Raw genomic sequence first — 17706 nt, forward strand, 5'->3', positions numbered from 1 at the left:
GAAAAAATCATGCTTGATGATGTTGATCGACGTATACTACGCCACTTCCAGGCCGAGCCAAGCCTGACAACGGCAGAATTGGCTGAGCGATGCCGCATCACTTCGGGCGTCTGCTGGCGCCGGATCGAAAAAATGCAGGCGGCAGGAGTGATCGAGGGGCAGGAAGCCGTTATCGACTGGGCCGCCTTGGGCTATGCGGTCGAGGTCTCTTTGCGGATCACGCTGGACAAGACGCAGGCACGGGCGTTCGACGAATTCACGGCGGCGGCGCGGAACGTGGCCGAGGTGATCGAGATCCAGACCTTCCTTGGTCGGGTGGATGTGCGCCTATCGGTGTTGGCGCGAGATATGGCGCATTATCAACAGGTCTATCGCGATCGCATTCTGACTCTCCCGCATATTGCCGATATCGAAGCCCTTATGCATATCGCACGGGTCAAGCGGGACGAGGTGCTGCCGGTATGATCGAACTGGATGAGATCGACCGCAGAATTCTGCGCGCGCTGGTGCAGGACGCGACCCAAAGCGCGGGAGCTCTGGGGCGCCGCTTTGGCTTATCGCAGCCCGCGACCTGGCGGCGTATTCGTCGACTGGAAGAAGCAGGCGTGATCAAGGGGCGGCGGCTGCGTCTGAATGCCGAGGCCCTGGGTTTTGGAGTGACCGTCTTTCTCGGCGTGAAACTTGCGCGAAAAGGGCAGGTCAGCCTTGAAGATTTTGAACGTGCCGTCAGCGCCATTCCCGAGGTGCAGACGGTTGAGCATGTGCTGGGTCTTTATGATTATCGCTTGCGCGTCGTGGCGCGGGATCTGTCAGACTTCGAACGGGTTCTGCGCCGAAGGGTGATGACCTTACCAGGGGCCGGAGAGGTCGAAGCCAATGTACTGCTGAGCGAAGAACGCCTGCCCGGGCCGATCGGTTAGTATTTAGTGCGGATGCGGAACCCCGGATGATGGGTCATGCGGGCGAAAGTCATCGGTTGCCCGTCCTTCCACGTGGTCCGTTCCAGCTGAATCATCGAAGTGCCAGTGGTCGTGCCCATGAAATCAGCTAGACGATTGTCCGCCGAGATCGCGCAAAAGGCGATTTCAGCTTCGGTGAACGGGGCAGCATTCAACAACCATTCGTGTGGGCCACTTTTGTTGAGGTCGGCTTGCTCGACCTCGGGCACGGCTTCGATATTGATCCAGCGTTCTTCAAGCTGGAAGGGGCGGTTGTCTGCATAGTGCATGCAGATCACGTGCAGAACGCGCGCGTCCGGTTCGACATTCAGTTGCGAGGTCAGCCAGCCGGGGCTGTAGACCACGTTCCGTTCCACCAGCGCATAGCGATAGGCTGAGTTTTGGTTCTCAACCGCTTGTCTCGCAAGTGAAATTTCAAGCTTGGCTTGTTTGCGTGGTTCTTTCTTGACCCGCGTTCCGCTTTTGCGCTTGCGCTCGACAAAGCCCTGTTCAGCGAGCTCCCTCAGCGCCCGGTTCACCGTGGCGCGGGCACAATTGAACTCTTCCGCTAATTGGGTTTCGGTGGGTAAAAGCGAGCCCTGAGGCCATATGCGGGATTCAATCCGCCGCTTTACCTCGTCTCGAACGACTTGAAAACTAATCCGCTTTTGCGCAGTCACGAGTAAAATTATCCGTTCTTGTTCAAAGTGTGTGTATCTGTTCAGAAACACGCTAGGGTGTAAAGGGGACCTGACTCTGGTTGGCGTCATTTCTGCTAATTGTGGCATGTAAAAACTCAAAATGAAATTTTTGGCTGTGGGTTACTTTGGGTCAACTTCAGGCTGCGTTTGACGCTTTACCGAGCGCGCAAGACAAGGCAGAACAAAAAGGACCCAATAGAAAGGATGCGTCATGCCGGCACTACTGAATACTGTTGACCCGGGCGGGCTGGAGGAGTTCTCGGTGGTTTTTACCGACCGTTCTCTGAACCATATGTCTGCAAGTTTTCAGCAAGTCATGCGCGATATTTCAGCAATGCTGCGTGAAGTTTACAATGCTGAAGGCGTTGCGGTCATTCCCGGCGGAGGCACCTATGGGATGGAAGCCGTCGCGCGACAGTTTGCGCGGGATGCTGATGTGCTTGTCGTACGCAATGGGTGGTTTTCATATCGGTGGAGCCAGATCATCGAGTCAGGTGATCTGACATCGTCGACCACCGTTCTCAAAGCGCGCGAAACCGGCAATTCCAGCCCGTCACCTTTTGCTCCGGCCCCGATTGATGAAGTTGTGGCGACAATCCATGAGAAACGACCGGGTATTGTCTTCGCGCCGCATGTTGAGACCTCGGCCGGAGTGATTCTGCCTGATGATTATGTGACAGCGATGGCCGCTGCTGCGCATGAGGTGGGGGCGTTGATGGTGCTGGACTGCATCGCCTCGGGCTGTGCCTGGGTCGATATGAAGGCCACCGGAGTGGATGTGCTGATCTCGGCTCCGCAGAAGGGGTGGAGCGCAACGCCATGCGCCGGTCTTGTCATGCTATCCGAACGCGCCGAGGCGCGGCTGGCAGAAACCTCATCCGATAGCTTTGCGATAGATTTGAAGAAGTGGCGCCAGATCATGCAGGCCTACGAGAATGGCGGCCATGCCTATCACGCCACCATGCCAACGGATTCTCTGCTTTCCTTCCGCGACACAATGGCCGAGACGCGCGCGTACGGCTTCGAAAAGCTGCGCGCGGCGCAATGGGCGCTGGGTGATGGCGTCCGGGCCTATCTTAGGGACAAGGGCGTCATGTCGGTTGCCGCCGAAGGGTTCGGCGCGCCGGGTGTGGTGGTCAGCTATACAGCAGACCCCGAAGTGCAGAACGGCAAGAAGTTCGCGGCCCTGGGCATGCAGATCGCAGCCGGCGTACCGCTGCAATGTGACGAACCCGAAGGGTTCAGCACCTTCCGTCTCGGCCTGTTTGGCTTGGACAAGCTGTATGATGTTGACGACACGATTGCGCGCCTGAAACGGGTTCTGGATCAGGTGCTGTAATAGCGTGGCGGGCAGAAGCCCGCCCTACGGTTCAGCGGACGCCGAGGCCCATTTGCATTAGCGTCTTGCGCACGGGTGGTAGGGAATAGAGCGCATTCAGCCCCATCGCTCGTGCGTCGCGCAGCGGACGCGCTTCGATCATCGATGCGCGGTTCAGCAAGTCGATGCCTTTGACGCGCAGTTCGATCTCGGTATGGCGGGCCTTGTGATAGGAATCCAGCATCTGCGCATCGCCTAAGCCCTCGGGCCGGGCTTGCGTCAATTCCAGCAAGCAGCGCAGATCGCCCAACGACATGTTCAGCCCCTGCGCACCAATAGGTGGCACCACATGCGCGGCCTCGGCCATCAGCGCGATGCGTTCGCCCGACAACCGTTCCGCCGACTGGCTGATGATCGGCCAGATCGTCCGGCGTGAGGCCAATTTCAGCGGTCCGAACAGCCCGCAAGAGCGTTCGGTCATGGCGGCTTCGAACGCGTCGGTTTCAAGGTTTAACAGTTCAACGGCACGTGGCCCACGTTCCATCCAGACAATGGCCGAGGACGGCTGGCCTTGCCAGTCGGGCAGGGGGACCAATGTGAACGGCCCGCCCGAGCGGTGAATCTCGGTCGAGACATTGTCGTGCGGGATGGGATGGGTGACGGCGAAGGCGAGGGCCTTTTGGCCGTAGCGCGTGGTATGAACATTGATCCCGGCAGCTTTGCGCATTGGTGAACTGCGCCCGTCGGCGGCGATTACCAGTTTGCAGCGGATGCGGGTGCCGTCGCTCAGGCCGACCCGTGCCTCATTGGTGCGGGTGAACAGGCTGACCGTACCGGTGCCGGGGCGGAAATCGACATTCGGCAGTTCGGCTAGTCGCGCCACCATCTCGCGGCGCAGCAGCCAGTTGGGCAGGTTCCATCCGAATGGCTGATCCGAGATATCGGCGGCGTTGAAATCACGCACGACGCGCGGTTCGGGCACATCGCCACCCGCGTCCACGATGCGCATGATCTGCAGGGGCGCGGCGTGGGCATCCAGCTTGGCCCAAAGCCCGCATTGTTCCAACAGACCGTGGGCAGGCTGCAAAAAAGCGGTGGTACGCAGATCCGATCCGTCCACGTCCCGCTCGGTGATCGGAGGGGTGGGATCGACGCAGACTACGTCGAACCCGGCAGCGCCAAAGGCGGCGGCGGCGGTCAATCCGGCGATTCCGCCGCCGGAAATCAGGATGTCACAGCTGTCAGTCATGAGTATGTCTCCGTTGCCGCAGACACTAGTGCTGTTGCGCGGTGGGCGCCAAGTGACATCCTGTCTCGTGCTTTATCCCCGAGAGATCAAAATCAGGACAAGGAACATCGTCGGCACCAGCATCAGGGCGGGAATGTAAAGACCCGGCAGGCCGAACAGAAGGATGGAACAGCCCCACATGCTGACCAGCGCCGCGGCTGTATAATAAAGGTCTTCAGCTTCGGCATTGGCCGCGTCCCGGGCCATCCAGCCAAACACGGGAATTGCAAACAAAAAGCGCTGCCAAAGAGGCAGGCGCTGAGGCATCTCAAGCGCGGTCATTGGGGTCTCCGATTCTGTTCGTCGCTGAGCTGCATATGGGGTCAATTCTGCAACTGCGAAACGAACAGATCGTCGCAGTGTGACAGCCTATCGCAGGCGACCCAGAAACCCGGTCAGATCATCGGTGTGATGGTGAATATGGTCAGCCTCGTGCGGGTCAGGCGCGACGTGCACGGTACGCATTCCCATCTCGTGCGGGGCGGCCAGATTGCGTGGATCATCTTCGAACATGGCGGCTTTCGCGGTATCGATTCCATCCTGCGCAAAGATCGCCTCGAACGCGGCTTTTTGCGGCTTGGGGCGATAGCCTGCGTGTTCTACGCCATAGATCGCGTCGAACAGCCCATTCAGACCGCGTGCCGCCAGAACGCGCTCGGCATAAGGTGCAGATCCATTGGTATAGACAATGCGTCGCCCGGGCAAAGCGCGGATATGTTCCGCCAGCGCAACATCGGGTTCCATATGGCTCATGTCCACCTGATGCACGGCGTACAGATAGGGATCGGGGTCCAGATCGTGCTCTGCCATCAGGCCCGCGAGTGTCGTGCCGTATTCGCGCCAGTAATGCGAACGCAACCGGTCGGCCTCGGGGCGGTCGACGCCGATAGCTTGCACGACGTAATCCGTCATCAGCACTTCGATCTGATCGAACAGGCGCATATGCGGCGGGTAAAGCGTGTTGTCTAGATCGAACACCCATTGGGTGACATGGGAAAAGGCAGGTTTGACCATGCTTTGGGTTTAGGGCGATGGGCTGCGGTTTTCAATGCCGCACTTGATCGGGGGGGCGTGTGGCGGCTAGACAGGTCCGAACGAGGAGACAATTCAGCCGATGCCCCAATCCAAACAGTCCAATACGGACGCCTATAGCCTTATTCTCGAAGCGATAGACGTCGGTGTCTACAAGCCTGGTGATCGGCTGGTGGAAAGCGAACTGGCCGAGCGGTTTGGCGTTTCGCGCACTCCGATCCGCGAGGCGCTGCAGCGGCTGGAAACGCAGTCGTTGCTGGAACGGGACGGGCGGTCGTTGATCGTGGCCTCATTGGACCACAACCAGATGGCCGAGCTTTATGTTGTCCGGCGTGAATTGGAAGGGCTGGCCGCACGTCTGGCCGCAAAACACGCAACCGAAGAGGAAATTCGGGTCCTTCGGGACATGGTGGTGGCCGATAATGAGTTGATCGGAGATCCTGTTGCGCTGTCGCGGGCCAACCGGAGATTTCACGAACAGATTCACCTGGCTTCGCATAACCGCTATCTGGTACAGCAGCTTGATCTGGTGCATCGGACCATGGCCTTGATGGTGACCACATCGCTGGCCGCAGAAGGGCGTGGCGAGATTGCGCAGAGCGAGCACAAAGGCATCGTGGACGCGATTGCGGCGCGAGACGAGGACGCGGCGGCCAAGGCGTTGCAGGATCACATTTCGGTCGCTTTTATGACGCGGCTGAAACAGGATGCGATCCGGCGCGAGAAATAGCGGCCTCACGTTCCTCGACCGCATGGCCGTGCTGGGTCTTGTCCCAGAAGAACGGATTGACCGCCAGTTCCCACAGGCCTTTGTAGGCCGCCAACACGCCCAGCGGATAGTAAAGCACCATGGTCGGCACCCAGGGTAGCAGGAACCTGCGTTTGCCTGCGATGACACCGCAGATACCCACCAATAGGTTGGCGGCTTCGGCGACGAGAAACAGAACTACGCAGGCAGTCAATAAACCGGGTGTCAGGATTGGTTGATACAGGTGGGGCAGCCCGAAAAAGATGGGCCAGAACGCCCACAAAAGCGGCGCCAGAAGGAATTGGCCCAGTGTTCCCAGAAAAAAGGCCTGTAAGCCCAAAAAACGCAGCAAACCCAGATCGCGCAGCAATTGGCGTGGTGCGCGCATATGCACCAGATAGGTGACCATGAACCCCTTCAGCCAACGCGAACGCTGCTTGACCCATGGCCAGGCGCGAAAGTTCGCCTCTTCATAGGTCGTGGTGCTGACGATCTCGGTCCGATATCCGGCACGGCTTAGGCGGACACCCAGATCGGCATCTTCGGTGACATTATGGGCATCCCAACCGCCCAGTTCGACCAGCTTGTCACGGCGAAAAAAGAAGGTTGTGCCGCCCAGCGGAACGACCAGACCAATTCGCGCGATGCCTTTCAGGACGACGCGAAACCAGCCGCTGTATTCGATGCTAAAACAGCGCGACCGCCAATTGGTGCGCGGATTGTAGTAGTCTAGAATACCTTGAAGGCACACCACCTCCTTTGGGGCGTTCGCGAAATGGCGGACAACGGTTTCAATCTGATCGGGTTGCGGCGCGTCTTCGGCATCCCAAACGCCCAAAATCTCTCCACGGCAGAAATCCAGCGCATAGTTCATCGCACGGGGCTTGGTGGTCAGGTCACCCCGATCCGGCACAACAATGGCGCGCATCCAGGTTGGCAGTTCTATTTGCCTGAGCGCCTCATTGGTTACGTCATCCCGCTCTTCCAGCACCAAAATGACATCCAGCAACGCTTTGGGATAGGTCAGGCGGCGCAGCCGGGCGATCAGGTCATCGGCAATCTCGCGTTCCTTATATAGCGGCACAAGGATCGAGACGCGGGGTAGGCGAAGCGACTCAGAGGTCTTTGTTGTTGGCTCAGATTTTTCTCGCCATAGATAAGCAATGAGCCCCGAGAGTCTGAGAGACAAGAACAGTCCTAGGGTCAGCAGTGCAAAGCCCAAAAGAAGGCCGAGGCCAACTATCGGGAAACAAACACAGAGTGCCGCGAACAGGATAAACCCAATGATCGGCCCACGGCGCGTCTGGGCCGACCAATTCCTGCAGCTTTGCCGCGCCTCAACGCGAGTTTCTGCAGCTTGTGCCAGCGGTTGAGCATATTGACGGGCGATGGCGGCATCGATCTGCTCGGGTCCTGCCAGAACCGGGATGATTGTGCAACGGTGGCGTTTCAATGCGTCTGCCACTGCGTCGAATGTATCTGGCCTGGCTGTAGCGATCAGCAGGATTGGCCCCACACGCATCCAGGGCAGTACATTGTGCTCCAACCAAAACTCGACCGGTTCGAGCAAGCAGAGGTCTGCGGCTGGTGGTACCTGCGCAAGATCGGCGATCTGAAGGCCGGTTTGGTCAGACAGCGCCGAGAGAACCTGCGCACGGCTGGCCCATCCTTCACCGACGAGTATTTCCCCCAATGGCGCGTTCTGGAATACTTGCATCCGCAGGGCGCGCGCCAACTGGTCGGATGTGATGATGCCTTGTTCGACGAGACATGTGCCGAGCGGTTTGCGCGAATGCGGCCCGGGCACAGGCTGCGCCAGTGTCTGACGCTGGAGATTCAATTCGACCATAACGAAACCCTGCCGCATGTAACATCCAGCAGGGTTGCTTAGTCAGGGTTAACACACGGTTAACACACGGTTAACGCTGTTGAATTCGCCTTTAAGCTTGTGCTTTTTTATCCGCCATCGCCGCGGCAAAGCGTTCGAACAGGTAGAAACTGTCCTGCGGGCCGGGTGACGCTTCTGGATGATGCTGCACCGAATAAACCGGGCGACCCGTCATGCGGATGCCGCAGTTCGAGCCGTCAAACAGAGAGCGATGCGTTTCGACTACGCCATCGGGCAGTGTTTCCGCGTCCACGGCGAAGCCGTGGTTCATCGAGGTGATCTCGACCTTGCCGGTTTCCATATCCTTGACCGGGTGATTGGCACCATGGTGGCCGTGGTTCATCTTGATCGTCTGCCCGCCAAGCGCCAGTGCCAGCATCTGATGGCCTAGGCAAATGCCAAAGACGGGCAGATTTGTTGTATCCAGCACTTCCTTTATCATCGGAACAGCATATTCGCCGGTAGCCGCCGGATCGCCGGGTCCGTTTGACAGGAACACTCCGTCCGGCTTGTGTGCCAGCACCTCCGCAGCCGTTGCGGTGGCGGGCAATACGGTTACGTCGCAACCCGCCGAGGCGAGACAGCGCAAGATGTTGCGCTTGGCACCATAGTCGATCGCGACCACCTTGTGCATCGGAGCTTCCTGACGCTGGTAGCCATCGGGCCAAGCCCAACGCATCTCATCCCAGCGATAGCTTTGGGCGCAGGTGACTTCTTTGGCCAGATCCATCCCTTCGAGACCCGCAAAACTACGCGCTGCAGCAATCAGGGCTTCGATATCGAAGTTTCCCTCGGGATCATGAGCCAGCGCCACGTGCGGTGCGCCTTGCTGACGGATCGCCCGGGTCAGGCGGCGGGTATCGACGCCGCCGATTGCGATGCGACCACGGCGGGCCAGCCAGCTTTTTAGCTCTTCTGTCGCGCGCCAATTCGACGGCTCGGTCGGATCCCATTTAACGACCATCCCGGCTGCCACAGGATCGCCGGTTTCGTCATCTTCGGGATTCACTCCGACATTGCCGATATGCGGGAAAGTGAAGGTCACGATCTGGCCCGCATAAGAAGGATCGGTCATGATCTCTTGATAGCCTGTCATGGCGGTGTTGAAACACAACTCGGCCTCGGTTTGACCGGTTGCGCCGAAGCCCACACCGTAAAACAGGGTTCCATCGGCCAACGCCAGACATGCGGTGGGCTTAGACGGGGCGTTCTGGGCCATGGCGCGACTCTCCTGCAAGGTAAACGGGCGCATAACTAAGTGGGATATACGCTAGGGTCAAGTCTGTTCAAATTTTGGGCTATTGTTAAAAATCAATGAGTTACAATTAATGTCCACTGTTGTACCAACCTTTTTGTTTCGATATGGTCAGGGTTCCTTTGCCATGGGGATGGACAGACCATATGGATATGCGATCACGGGTGAACTCTGCCCTGAAGCAAGCTATGAAAGACAAAGCCGCCGAGCGTCTTTCGACACTGCGCCTGATCAATGCGGCGATCAAGGATCGTGATATTGCTTCGCGCGCCTCTGACAATGAAGAGACCAAAGGCTGCGGCGATGCCGAAGTGCTTGAAATTCTGGGTAAAATGACCAAGCAGCGCAAGGAAAGCGCACGCGCCTACGAAGAGGGCGGACGCCTTGATTTGGCCGAGCGGGAACTGCGCGAGGTTGAGGTGATTGAGGAATTCCTGCCCAAACAGCTGGACGACGACGAGGTTAGCAAGGCCATTCAGACCGCCATCACGTCTACTGGGGCGGGCTCAATCCGCGATATGGGCAAGGTGATGGGCGAGTTGAAATCGCGCTATACCGGTCAGATGGATTTCGGCAAAGTAGGACCGATGGTCAAAGATCATCTTTGCGCTAACTCGAACGGCGCTTAGTCACGTCGATTTGCGCAGTTTCTGACTCAGATCATCAAACAGCGCGATCCGCTCGTCCTCGGACAGGAACGCGCCGATCTCAACTTCGCGCCCATCGCCGATCAGCGTTACGTAATGGGGTACCGGACCACCGCTGGTGTGCATTTCAGGACGGGCCCAATAGCGGTTGCAGGTCCATTCCTGATCGCCCTTGTCTGGGTGGTGGTGCACAAGGTGGGCTTGCGTCTGGCCTAAGGTCAGAACCTCGAACACGCTGCGCGCGCGATAATTTGTCTGGATTGCCAACCAGAGGCCCAGAACCGTCAGCAGTAGGAACGGCAGCAGACCCCACAGGACGATCGAACCCAACATCGCCAGCAGCGGGATCAGTCCGAACAGGAACACCGACAAGATGACGGTCATTGCACCACGTGGTGGCAAGGAGTTGTGCGGCCAAAGCCGCAGTTCCTGTTCAGCGTCCGAGTTTTCTGTCCATTGATAAGGCATGGCGAGAACCTAGCTCAGACCGGCGCAATGTCGAAGCAAAAATCAGTCAGACAACGTGGCCGACGCGGACCCATGACAGGGCATCGTCAAGCCGGTCATCACCCCAGAACACTTCGTCGCGGACAACAAAGCTGGGTGCGCCGAAAACCCCCAGTTTGATGGCCTTGTTTGTCTCGTCCTCCAAGGCTGCAACAGCGTCCGGGCTGCGGGCACGGGCAAGCATCAGGCGTGGATCTTGTTGGCACCGAAGCAGGGCTTCGGAAATGGCGCTTTCGCTACCGGCTTCAATCCCGTCCTCGAACCAGATCCGATAAAGATTTTGCGTGAACCCCGCGCCCCAGCCGTCCTGCATGCCCAGCAAAGCCACCTGATTTGCCAGCGCCAGGTCAGAAATTGGATAGGGGGCGGGAAGTTTGGCGTGGATGTGATATTTCGCGGCGCGCCGCTCAATATCGCGCCACATATAGGCCGACTTCACCGGTTTGCCAGCGAAGGGAATATTTTGCTGTTCCGACATCACCGTGCGCACGTTGAAGGGGCGCCAGGTTACTGTCGCATCGTTTTCTTCGCACCAGCCATCCAGGCGCGTGATGGTCAGAAAACTGTAAGTGCTGCCGATTGAATACCAAAAGTCGATCTCGGGCATTGCAAGGCTCCTGTCAAAAGGGGCTTTGCCAACCAGAATACCGCAAAACGGAGGTTTTTTCGATCTTTGCCCAATTTAAATGGTCAAAGTAACGCTTTGTCGATGGGTTCTGTCGGCTGAGGGGCAGTGCCGCAGGAAGTCATCTGGCGCAGGTCGATTTCGATCATGCGGCAGATGGACGAGATTGGAACATCGGTTACGTCGCCTTCGAACGGGTCCTCCATCGAGGCGCTGACCCGTTCAGTCACGAAGAAAATCCAGCAAACCAACGCTCCGATCGGAGCAAAGACTGCCCAGTCAAGCAGAACGGATTTTGTTACCGAGTAGCCCATGCCAGCGGTGATCGAGCGTTGGTCATTCAACGCCAGCGGTAACATGAAGATAAAAATATAGCTGAAGATGCGTCCGACCTCGGCGACCTGCCGTGGGAAGGGGGTATTCTTGATACGTTCGCTTTGGCCTTGCGCGTCTGCAAACCGTGCTAGCCGGTTCATCAGCGCCACATGCCAATAGGGGTCGATCTTGCCGGATTGCGCCAGTGATGAAAGCCGCTCACCCTGAAGGAACAACAGGTACGCGGCACGGTTGGATTTCCCTTCGAGCAGAGGCAAATCAGCCGCCAGTTGGGTATCGCGCCAGCATTCGGGTTCCTGATGCAGCGCGATTTTGTCCACGACCGGTTTGTGTCCGAACATCCACGGGCGGCGGGCACGTCCATGCGTTGCGGGCTGGCGCAGCTGAAATGCCAGCATGTTGAGCCAAGCGATATGACGTTCCAGCAATTCACGCCGTATCTCGGGCGCAAGCGGCGTGCCGTCAGCCTGAACCAGATTGCTGATCGTGTTGCCCCAATCGCGACTGGCGTTGACGATGTCCCCCCAGATCTTGCGGGCCTCGACCCAGCGGCCATAGGCCGAGGTGTTCTTGAAACCCAGAAAAAATGCCACTGCCAAACCCAGCATCGTGACCGGTGGGCTGGAGTTCGAGATCAACTCAAGCGGAGTAACTTCATCCACTAGTTCAAGCAGGAGTATCCAGGCCATGACGATGCAAATGAACCCGGCAGAGCCTTTGACCAGTTGCCGAAGTGTGATGCCGTGATGGAGAATCATGTGGCGCGCACCCGTCTTAGATTATGCTGTTTTCGCAAATACTAGCGGCCTGATCTTTGGTGCGTCTACGTGTTGGGTGCAGCAAGTTGCGGACTGGGGGCATAAAAAACACAAAGCCCCGCACGGGGCGGGGCTTTGCTGAATTTGGTTTGGATGGCGGGATTAGTGCGCGTGGCCCTTGTCCCAGTCTTCCTGCTTGGGCAGCTGCTCGAACGTGTGTTCAGGCGGCGGCGTGGGCAGGGTCCATTCCAACGTATCCGCGTATTCGTTCCACGGGTTCGGGCGTGTCTCTTTCGCACCACGCAGCAGGGCGTAGATCACGATGCCGAAGAACAGCAGGAACGAGGCGAACGAGATGAACGCACCAATCGACGAAACGAAGTTCCACTGAGCAAACGCTTCAGGGTAGTCGATATAGCGGCGTGGCATGCCCTGACGGCCCAGGAAGTGCTGCGGGAAGAAGGTCAGGTTGGCGCCGATGAAGAACAGCCAGAAGTGAACCTTGCCCCAGAACTCGGAATACTGACGGCCCGTCATCTTCGAGAAGTAGAAGTACACGCCAGCGAAGATCGCGAAGACGGCACCCAAGCTCATCACGTAGTGGAAGTGCGCAACGACGTAGTAGGTGTCGTGATAGGCACGGTCCACGCCGGCCTGCGACAGCACAACGCCGGTCACACCACCAACGGTGAACAGGAACAGGAAGCCGAAGGCGAACAGCATCGGGGTTTTGAACTCGATCGAGCCGCCCCACATGGTCGCGATCCACGAGAAGACCTTAACGCCGGTCGGAACCGCGATGACCATCGTGGCCAGCATGAAGTAGGCCTGCTGGCGCAGCGACATGCCAACGGTGTACATGTGGTGCGCCCATACGACGAAGCCCAGCACACCGATCGCGATGATCGCCCAGACCATCGGCAGGTAGCCGAAGATTGGTTTGCGCGCGAAGGTCGCGATCACGTGGCTGATGATGCCAAAGCCGGGCAGGATCACAATGTACACTTCCGGGTGGCCAAAGAACCAAAGGATGTGCTGATACAGGATCGGATCGCCGCCACCGGCCGGATCAAAGAAGGTGAAGCCGAAGTTGCGGTCCATCAGCAGCATGGTGATCGCGCCTGCCAGAACCGGCAGCGACAGCAGAATCAGCCACGAAGTGACGAAGATCGACCAGCTGAACAGAGGCACCTTGAACAGTGTCATGCCCGGGGCACGCATATTCAGGAAGGTGGTGATCATGTTGATCGCGCCGAGGATCGAGGAGGCGCCCGATACGTGCACGGCGAAGATCGCAAGGTCCATGGACATGCCGCCTTCGGTCGTCGACAGCGGTGGATACAGAACCCAGCCAACACCTGAACCAAGCTGGTCATTACCACCGGGGCTGAGCAGCGAGGCGACGCCCAGCGAGGTGCCAGCGACATACAGCCAGAAGGACAGGTTGTTCATCCGCGGGAACGCCATGTCCGGCGCGCCGATCTGCAACGGCATGAAATAGTTGCCAAATCCGCCGAACAGGGCGGGGATGACCACGAAGAACATCATCAGAACACCGTGATAGGTGATCATCACGTTCCAGAGGTGACCGTTGGGGGTACATGGATCGGCCATGAAACCTTCGAGGCACATATACTGAACACCGGGGTGCATCAGTTCGAGCCGCATATAGACAGTCATCAGAACCGAGATCAGACCGGCAAGGGCCGAAAAGACCAGGTAGAGAATCCCGATGTCCTTGTGGTTGGTCGACATGAACCAGCGGGTGAAAAAGCCGCGCTGATCTTCATGCTCGTGACCATGAATGGCTGCGTCTGCCATTAGGTGCCTCCTGTTGCAACTGTACCGCGCAGTCGGACCTCTCCAACGCGCGGGATTCCTGCTGGTTTTAGATTGCGAAGGGGCGACCTTCAATGGTCGAGTTTGATCTGGATCAAGATTAATTGTCGCGGGCAGACTGTGCTGCGCGATAATCTGACCTCGGATGCGAGGGATTTGGGGATTCAGTCCGCGATTACAAGTGGTGACGGGGAAACCCGCTTGACCCGCATCAAGCGGCGGCTCAGAACAACGGGTAAATCCAACACCGGAGGCCTGTAATGACCGCTTATGATCCCGAAAATGTCTTTGCCAAGATCCTGCGCGGAGAAATCCCGTCAAACCGTGTGTATGAAGACGACGACACCGTCGCGCTGATGGATATCATGCCCCGGGCGGACGGGCATTTGTTGGTGATCCCCAAAACCCCCTGTCGCAACATGCTGGATGCAACGCCCGAGCAACTGGCAGCGGTGATGGCGACGGTACAGAAGATGGCTCACGCTGTGAAAGAAGCGTTTGGCGCAGATGGCGTCACCGTTCAACAATTCAATGAGGCCGCAGGCGGGCAAGAGGTATTTCACCTGCATGTGCATGTATTGCCGCGCCACGAGGGCGTCTCGATACGCCCGCCCGGTAAAATGGGCGATTTTGACCTGATTGCTCAACACGCCGACAAGATCCGCGCGGCACTGACCTGATCCACCTTCGAAGCGAGCTGTCGCAGGCGACGTGATCACCAAACGCATGGAGCACGACACTTGCGTAATCGCGCTGCCCGTCGCAGACCTGAGGAATACGGATCAGTCTTGTTCCATTCATTTCATGCGTGCGATCCGGACTCGTAAATCATCAGGCTGCTGTCCGGCGATATCATTAGCCCGGTTCAAGTTTTTCCATTTGCACTTTCGAGTGTGAGCAAAGCCTCTAATTGGGCCAGCGGGTGGCCAGATCTTGGCCATGGCGTACGCATTGCAACCGCCGCAGCGCGGTTTCGTCATAGCGGCGCCGATTACCCGCAGTAGGTTCGAACGGCGGTAGAAGTCCAGAACCGGATCGTAGGTGCTTTGAATCCAGTGCGAAATGAGGGAGCCCCGATTGCATTCATTTTCGAAAACACCCCCTTGAACCTCTAGTCACTAGAGGAATTATGTAGCATGGTGATTTAGAAAATAGGACTCACTAAAATGGCTCATCAGCATTCCCACAAAGGGCACAGCCACGCGCATGTTGATCCGCAGGCCGGAGATGCGCGCGTTGCCTGGGCCATCGCGGTCAATTTGTTCTTGACGCTGGCGCAGATTGTGGGCGGGGTTATTTCAGGGTCGCTCGCCTTGATTGCGGACGCCTTGCACAACCTGTCAGATGCGATCGCGCTGGTCATCGCATTCTTTGCCCGCAAGATCGCTCGTCGACCCGCAAACGCGCGTATGAGTTTCGGGTATGGCCGGGCCGAGGTTGTAGCGGCGCTGGTTAACTACACAACACTGATCGTTCTGTCGGTTTATCTGCTGTACGAAGGCGTAATGCGGTTTGTGGAGCCCGAGCCGGTTAATGGCTGGATCGTTGTCTGGATCGCTGGGATCGCATTGGTCGTCGACCTTGTCACCGCTATGCTGACCTATTCCATGTCCAAGGACAGCATGAATATTCGTGCGGCATTCCTGCACAATGTGGCCGACGCATTGGGGTCCGTCGCCGTGATTGTCGCAGGTACCGCTGTAATTGTCTTCAACTGGACTTGGGTCGACCCAGCGGTCACCATCATGATCTCACTTTACATCCTTTGGCACGTCAAATCCGAGATCGGTGAAACCATACGCGTTCTGATGTTGGGCGCGCCAACAGAATTGGATCCGGAAGAGGTCGCCACAGCCATTGAAGGCGTATCGGGCGTGGCAGGAGTTCACCACATCCATCTGTGGAGCATGCAGGAGCGTGAGCCCGCGCTGTCGGCGCATCTGGTCATCAAACCCGACGCACAAGATAGTGCCGAGGATATCCGGGTGATGGTCAAGCAGGTTCTGCAGAACAAGTTTGGGCTTGGCCATGTTACGCTTGAAATCGAAGCCAGCGGGCACGCTTGCGTTGGATCAACCCGATTTGGGCATCAACAGATTTAGGGGCCTAAAACGAGAATTGCCGTTCCGATATGGGGTCGGAACGGCAGACTCGTAACCAAACACTTTCACGGATTTCGCAGGGCAGCCCTGAGATCACCGGTTAACACACCACTCACTCATGAACGGTCATTACATACTATGTGTTCAGATGGCGTTTGTAAGGAGAGGATGTGAAGAATCCCTGAATTTGAGGCGAATTGAGACCATTCAAAGGAATTTTCTGAATGATTTTCGAAACAGAGTGCCCCAAATACTAGCATTGTCTTTTGCGTATTCTGGCCAGATCTGTCCGAATACGTGGAATCACCTATAAACTAGGCGCCTTCGGTGGCGAAGACCTCATCAAAGGTCTTTTTTAGCGCAACATCGACGTCATCCATGGTCACCGGCAACCCAAGATCGACCAGTGAGGTCACCCCGTGTTCCTGAATTCCGCAGGGCACGATACCGGTGAAATGTGACAGGTTCGGCTCGACATTGATTGAGATGCCGTGAAAGCTGATCCATTTCCGTAGGCGAATGCCGATGGCCGCGATCTTGTCCTCGGCTGGCTGGCCGGTGATCGTCAGCGGCTTGTCTTGCCGTTGCACCCAGACGCCCACGCGGCCGTCGCGGATCTCACCGGTGACATTGAACTCGGCCAGAGCCGCAATCACCCACGCCTCAAGCTGCTGCACAAAGCGGCGCACATCATGACCGCGTTTGCCCACATCAAGCATGACGTAAACAACGCGCTGACCGGGGCCGTGATAGGTGTACTGTCCACCGCGCTTGCTTTCATAGACCGGAAAGCGATCCGGATCGGTCAGATCTTCTCGCTTGGCAGAAGTCCCAGCGGTATAAAGCGGAGGGTGTTCCAACAGCCAAATGCATTCGTCCGCCTCACCCGCTGCAATCGCAGCAACGCGCGCCTCCATGAAGGCAGTGGCCTCGTCGTAGTCGATCAGCTCGTCGGTAGTCTTCCATTCCATGCTCGTTCCTTAGACCGTCTGCGGGGCAGGGGGAAGGGGTCAGGCGGCCTCGGCCAGGCAGCGTTGCAGGACCTGCGTATAAGTGTCCGTGCCCTGTGCGCCGGTCAGCAGATATTTCCCTCCAAGCACCATCGAAGGCACGCCCGAGATACCCCGGCTGCTCCAGAAATCTTGTTTTTCACGCACCGGTTGGGCATGCGCACCTGATTCAAGTGCGGTTCGCGCCGCCTCCGGGTCGAGCCCGGCTGCCTCGACCGCGCCCATCAACACTTCGACGTCAGAGACATCCTGTTGCTTGGTGAAATAGGTTTCGAACAGGGTCAGTTTCAGCGGATGCTGACGCCCCTGTGTTTCCGCCCAGTCAAGCAGTTGATGCGCGGCAAAGGTGTTCACGATTCTGCTGTCATCAGTGAAATTGAAGGTGAACCCAAGTTCAGTGCCCAACGCAGTCAACCGCTCGCGCGCCTGCTGGCTTTGTTCGGGCGTCGAGCCATATTTCTCGGCAATATGCTCCCTCAGGTTCTGTCCCTCTGGCCCCATGTTGGGGTTCAGTTCGAACGGATGCCAGCGCAATCTGGCCAGCACATTCTCTTGCTTCAGTGCGGCATCGAGTTGACGAAAGCCGACAATACACCACGGACAGACCACATCCGAGACGACATCAATCTGCACTGTAGGGCGGGGATCGGGCGAGGGCATGGCTGCTCCAGATTGCATTGTATCGCGGTTAGATATGGCTAAAGCACGTGATTT

General features: G+C 57.6%; 19 protein-coding genes. 7 read left to right on the forward strand and 12 right to left on the reverse strand.

The window, feature by feature from the left end; all coding sequences use genetic code 11:
- Positions 1-9 precede the first annotated feature (9 nt).
- Positions 10-465, forward strand: a complete 456-nt coding sequence (locus tag ACR0EN_RS00535) for an Lrp/AsnC family transcriptional regulator (protein WP_170393487.1) — start codon at positions 10-12, stop codon at positions 463-465.
- A complete protein-coding gene (locus ACR0EN_RS00540) occupies positions 462-920 on the forward strand; it encodes an Lrp/AsnC family transcriptional regulator (RefSeq protein ID WP_170817624.1) in 459 nt (152 codons plus the stop codon). Before ACR0EN_RS00535 ends, ACR0EN_RS00540 begins: the two co-directional genes overlap by 4 nt.
- Here the strand turns inward: ACR0EN_RS00540 and ACR0EN_RS00545 are convergent.
- Positions 917-1618 (reverse strand): GntR family transcriptional regulator, encoded by a 702-nt coding sequence (locus ACR0EN_RS00545; RefSeq protein ID WP_170393483.1) that lies wholly within the window; start codon positions 1616-1618, stop codon positions 917-919. The two genes, ACR0EN_RS00540 and ACR0EN_RS00545, sit on opposite strands and share 4 nt — an antisense overlap.
- Positions 1619-1850: 232 nt before the next feature.
- Between ACR0EN_RS00545 and ACR0EN_RS00550 the strand changes: the two genes are divergently transcribed.
- Entirely contained in the window at positions 1851-2978 is a 1128-nt protein-coding gene (locus ACR0EN_RS00550; RefSeq protein WP_170393481.1) for an aminotransferase class V-fold PLP-dependent enzyme, read from the forward strand.
- Between the two features lie 31 nt (positions 2979-3009).
- Here ACR0EN_RS00550 and ACR0EN_RS00555 read toward each other — a convergent pair whose 3' ends face one another.
- From ACR0EN_RS00555 to ACR0EN_RS00565, 3 genes are all read right to left on the reverse strand, one after another.
- Positions 3010-4206, reverse strand: coding sequence for a UbiH/UbiF family hydroxylase (locus tag ACR0EN_RS00555; RefSeq protein ID WP_170393479.1), 1197 nt, complete (start codon positions 4204-4206; stop codon positions 3010-3012).
- A 72-nt stretch (positions 4207-4278) separates the two neighbouring features.
- On the reverse strand, positions 4279-4527 hold the full coding sequence (locus tag ACR0EN_RS00560) for a hypothetical protein (protein ID WP_170393477.1): 249 nt from the start codon (positions 4525-4527) through the stop codon (positions 4279-4281).
- Positions 4528-4614: 87 nt separating this feature from the next.
- Complete coding sequence (locus ACR0EN_RS00565; RefSeq protein ID WP_170635565.1) at positions 4615-5259, reverse strand: pyrimidine 5'-nucleotidase; 645 nt, start codon at positions 5257-5259, stop codon at positions 4615-4617.
- Positions 5260-5359: 100 nt separating this feature from the next.
- Here ACR0EN_RS00565 and ACR0EN_RS00570 point away from each other — a divergent pair, with 100 nt between their 5' ends.
- Positions 5360-6007 carry a GntR family transcriptional regulator gene (locus ACR0EN_RS00570; protein WP_170817625.1) on the forward strand — a complete coding sequence of 216 codons (648 nt, stop codon included), beginning with the start codon at positions 5360-5362 and terminating at the stop codon, positions 6005-6007.
- On the opposite strand, the gene ACR0EN_RS00575 is transcribed toward ACR0EN_RS00570, so the two are convergent.
- Together ACR0EN_RS00575 and carA are read right to left on the reverse strand one after the other, a co-directional pair.
- Positions 5964-7874, reverse strand: a complete 1911-nt coding sequence (locus ACR0EN_RS00575) for a glycosyltransferase family 2 protein (RefSeq protein ID WP_480584726.1) — start codon at positions 7872-7874, stop codon at positions 5964-5966. The genes ACR0EN_RS00570 and ACR0EN_RS00575 overlap by 44 nt on opposite strands.
- Positions 7875-7965: 91 nt before the next feature.
- Entirely contained in the window at positions 7966-9132 is a 1167-nt protein-coding gene (carA, locus tag ACR0EN_RS00580) for a glutamine-hydrolyzing carbamoyl-phosphate synthase small subunit (RefSeq protein ID WP_480584729.1), read from the reverse strand.
- 182 nt (positions 9133-9314) lie between these two features.
- Here carA and ACR0EN_RS00585 point away from each other — a divergent pair, with 182 nt between their 5' ends.
- Positions 9315-9797, forward strand: a complete 483-nt coding sequence (locus tag ACR0EN_RS00585; RefSeq protein ID WP_170393469.1) for a GatB/YqeY domain-containing protein — start codon at positions 9315-9317, stop codon at positions 9795-9797.
- Here ACR0EN_RS00585 and ACR0EN_RS00590 read toward each other — a convergent pair whose 3' ends face one another.
- From ACR0EN_RS00590 to ctaD, 4 genes are all read right to left on the reverse strand, one after another.
- Positions 9798-10283 (reverse strand): DUF2244 domain-containing protein, encoded by a 486-nt coding sequence (locus tag ACR0EN_RS00590; RefSeq protein ID WP_170510555.1) that lies wholly within the window; start codon positions 10281-10283, stop codon positions 9798-9800.
- Between the two features lie 46 nt (positions 10284-10329).
- Positions 10330-10929 (reverse strand): 2-hydroxychromene-2-carboxylate isomerase, encoded by a 600-nt coding sequence (locus tag ACR0EN_RS00595; RefSeq protein WP_170393465.1) that lies wholly within the window; start codon positions 10927-10929, stop codon positions 10330-10332.
- An 83-nt stretch (positions 10930-11012) separates the two neighbouring features.
- A complete protein-coding gene (locus ACR0EN_RS00600) occupies positions 11013-12041 on the reverse strand; it encodes a bestrophin family protein (RefSeq protein ID WP_170405037.1) in 1029 nt (342 codons plus the stop codon).
- Positions 12042-12203: 162 nt separating this feature from the next.
- Positions 12204-13862 (reverse strand): cytochrome c oxidase subunit I, encoded by a 1659-nt coding sequence (gene ctaD / locus ACR0EN_RS00605; RefSeq protein ID WP_170393460.1) that lies wholly within the window; start codon positions 13860-13862, stop codon positions 12204-12206.
- A 278-nt stretch (positions 13863-14140) separates the two neighbouring features.
- Here ctaD and ACR0EN_RS00610 point away from each other — a divergent pair, with 278 nt between their 5' ends.
- Positions 14141-14560 carry an HIT family protein gene (locus ACR0EN_RS00610; RefSeq protein WP_170510549.1) on the forward strand — a complete coding sequence of 140 codons (420 nt, stop codon included), beginning with the start codon at positions 14141-14143 and terminating at the stop codon, positions 14558-14560.
- A gap of 486 nt (positions 14561-15046) precedes the next feature.
- Positions 15047-15982, forward strand: a complete 936-nt coding sequence (locus tag ACR0EN_RS00615) for a cation diffusion facilitator family transporter (RefSeq protein ID WP_480584731.1) — start codon at positions 15047-15049, stop codon at positions 15980-15982.
- A gap of 314 nt (positions 15983-16296) precedes the next feature.
- On the opposite strand, the gene lipB is transcribed toward ACR0EN_RS00615, so the two are convergent.
- Together lipB and ACR0EN_RS00625 are read right to left on the reverse strand one after the other, a co-directional pair.
- The gene (gene lipB, locus ACR0EN_RS00620; protein ID WP_480584734.1) at positions 16297-16953 is read right to left on the reverse strand and encodes a lipoyl(octanoyl) transferase LipB; all 657 of its coding nucleotides are present in this window, start codon (positions 16951-16953) and stop codon (positions 16297-16299) included.
- A gap of 39 nt (positions 16954-16992) precedes the next feature.
- Positions 16993-17652 (reverse strand): DsbA family oxidoreductase, encoded by a 660-nt coding sequence (locus tag ACR0EN_RS00625; RefSeq protein ID WP_170817628.1) that lies wholly within the window; start codon positions 17650-17652, stop codon positions 16993-16995.
- Between the last annotated feature and the right edge of the window lie 54 nt (positions 17653-17706).

The sequence above is a fragment of the Ruegeria sp. AB7 genome (genome assembly GCF_056542625.1).

Excerpts from the sequence above, each read along its gene's own strand:
- ACR0EN_RS00535 (WP_170393487.1), top strand. The coding sequence starts at position 10 with ATGCTTGATGATGTTGATCGACGTATACTACGCCACTTCCAGGCCGAG.
- ACR0EN_RS00540 (WP_170817624.1), top strand. The coding sequence starts at position 462 with ATGATCGAACTGGATGAGATCGACCGCAGAATTCTGCGCGCGCTGGTG.
- ACR0EN_RS00550 (WP_170393481.1), top strand. The coding sequence starts at position 1,851 with ATGCCGGCACTACTGAATACTGTTGACCCGGGCGGGCTGGAGGAGTTC.
- ACR0EN_RS00555 (WP_170393479.1), bottom strand. The coding sequence starts at position 4,206 with ATGACTGACAGCTGTGACATCCTGATTTCCGGCGGCGGAATCGCCGGA.
- ACR0EN_RS00560 (WP_170393477.1), bottom strand. The coding sequence starts at position 4,527 with ATGACCGCGCTTGAGATGCCTCAGCGCCTGCCTCTTTGGCAGCGCTTT.
- ACR0EN_RS00565 (WP_170635565.1), bottom strand. The coding sequence starts at position 5,259 with ATGGTCAAACCTGCCTTTTCCCATGTCACCCAATGGGTGTTCGATCTA.
- ACR0EN_RS00570 (WP_170817625.1), top strand. The coding sequence starts at position 5,360 with ATGCCCCAATCCAAACAGTCCAATACGGACGCCTATAGCCTTATTCTC.
- ACR0EN_RS00575 (WP_480584726.1), bottom strand. The coding sequence starts at position 7,874 with ATGGTCGAATTGAATCTCCAGCGTCAGACACTGGCGCAGCCTGTGCCC.
- carA (WP_480584729.1), bottom strand. The coding sequence starts at position 9,132 with ATGGCCCAGAACGCCCCGTCTAAGCCCACCGCATGTCTGGCGTTGGCC.
- ACR0EN_RS00585 (WP_170393469.1), top strand. The coding sequence starts at position 9,315 with ATGGATATGCGATCACGGGTGAACTCTGCCCTGAAGCAAGCTATGAAA.
- ACR0EN_RS00590 (WP_170510555.1), bottom strand. The coding sequence starts at position 10,283 with ATGCCTTATCAATGGACAGAAAACTCGGACGCTGAACAGGAACTGCGG.
- ACR0EN_RS00595 (WP_170393465.1), bottom strand. The coding sequence starts at position 10,929 with ATGCCCGAGATCGACTTTTGGTATTCAATCGGCAGCACTTACAGTTTT.
- ACR0EN_RS00600 (WP_170405037.1), bottom strand. The coding sequence starts at position 12,041 with ATGATTCTCCATCACGGCATCACACTTCGGCAACTGGTCAAAGGCTCT.
- ctaD (WP_170393460.1), bottom strand. The coding sequence starts at position 13,862 with ATGGCAGACGCAGCCATTCATGGTCACGAGCATGAAGATCAGCGCGGC.
- ACR0EN_RS00610 (WP_170510549.1), top strand. The coding sequence starts at position 14,141 with ATGACCGCTTATGATCCCGAAAATGTCTTTGCCAAGATCCTGCGCGGA.
- ACR0EN_RS00615 (WP_480584731.1), top strand. The coding sequence starts at position 15,047 with ATGGCTCATCAGCATTCCCACAAAGGGCACAGCCACGCGCATGTTGAT.
- lipB (WP_480584734.1), bottom strand. The coding sequence starts at position 16,953 with ATGGAATGGAAGACTACCGACGAGCTGATCGACTACGACGAGGCCACT.
- ACR0EN_RS00625 (WP_170817628.1), bottom strand. The coding sequence starts at position 17,652 with ATGCCCTCGCCCGATCCCCGCCCTACAGTGCAGATTGATGTCGTCTCG.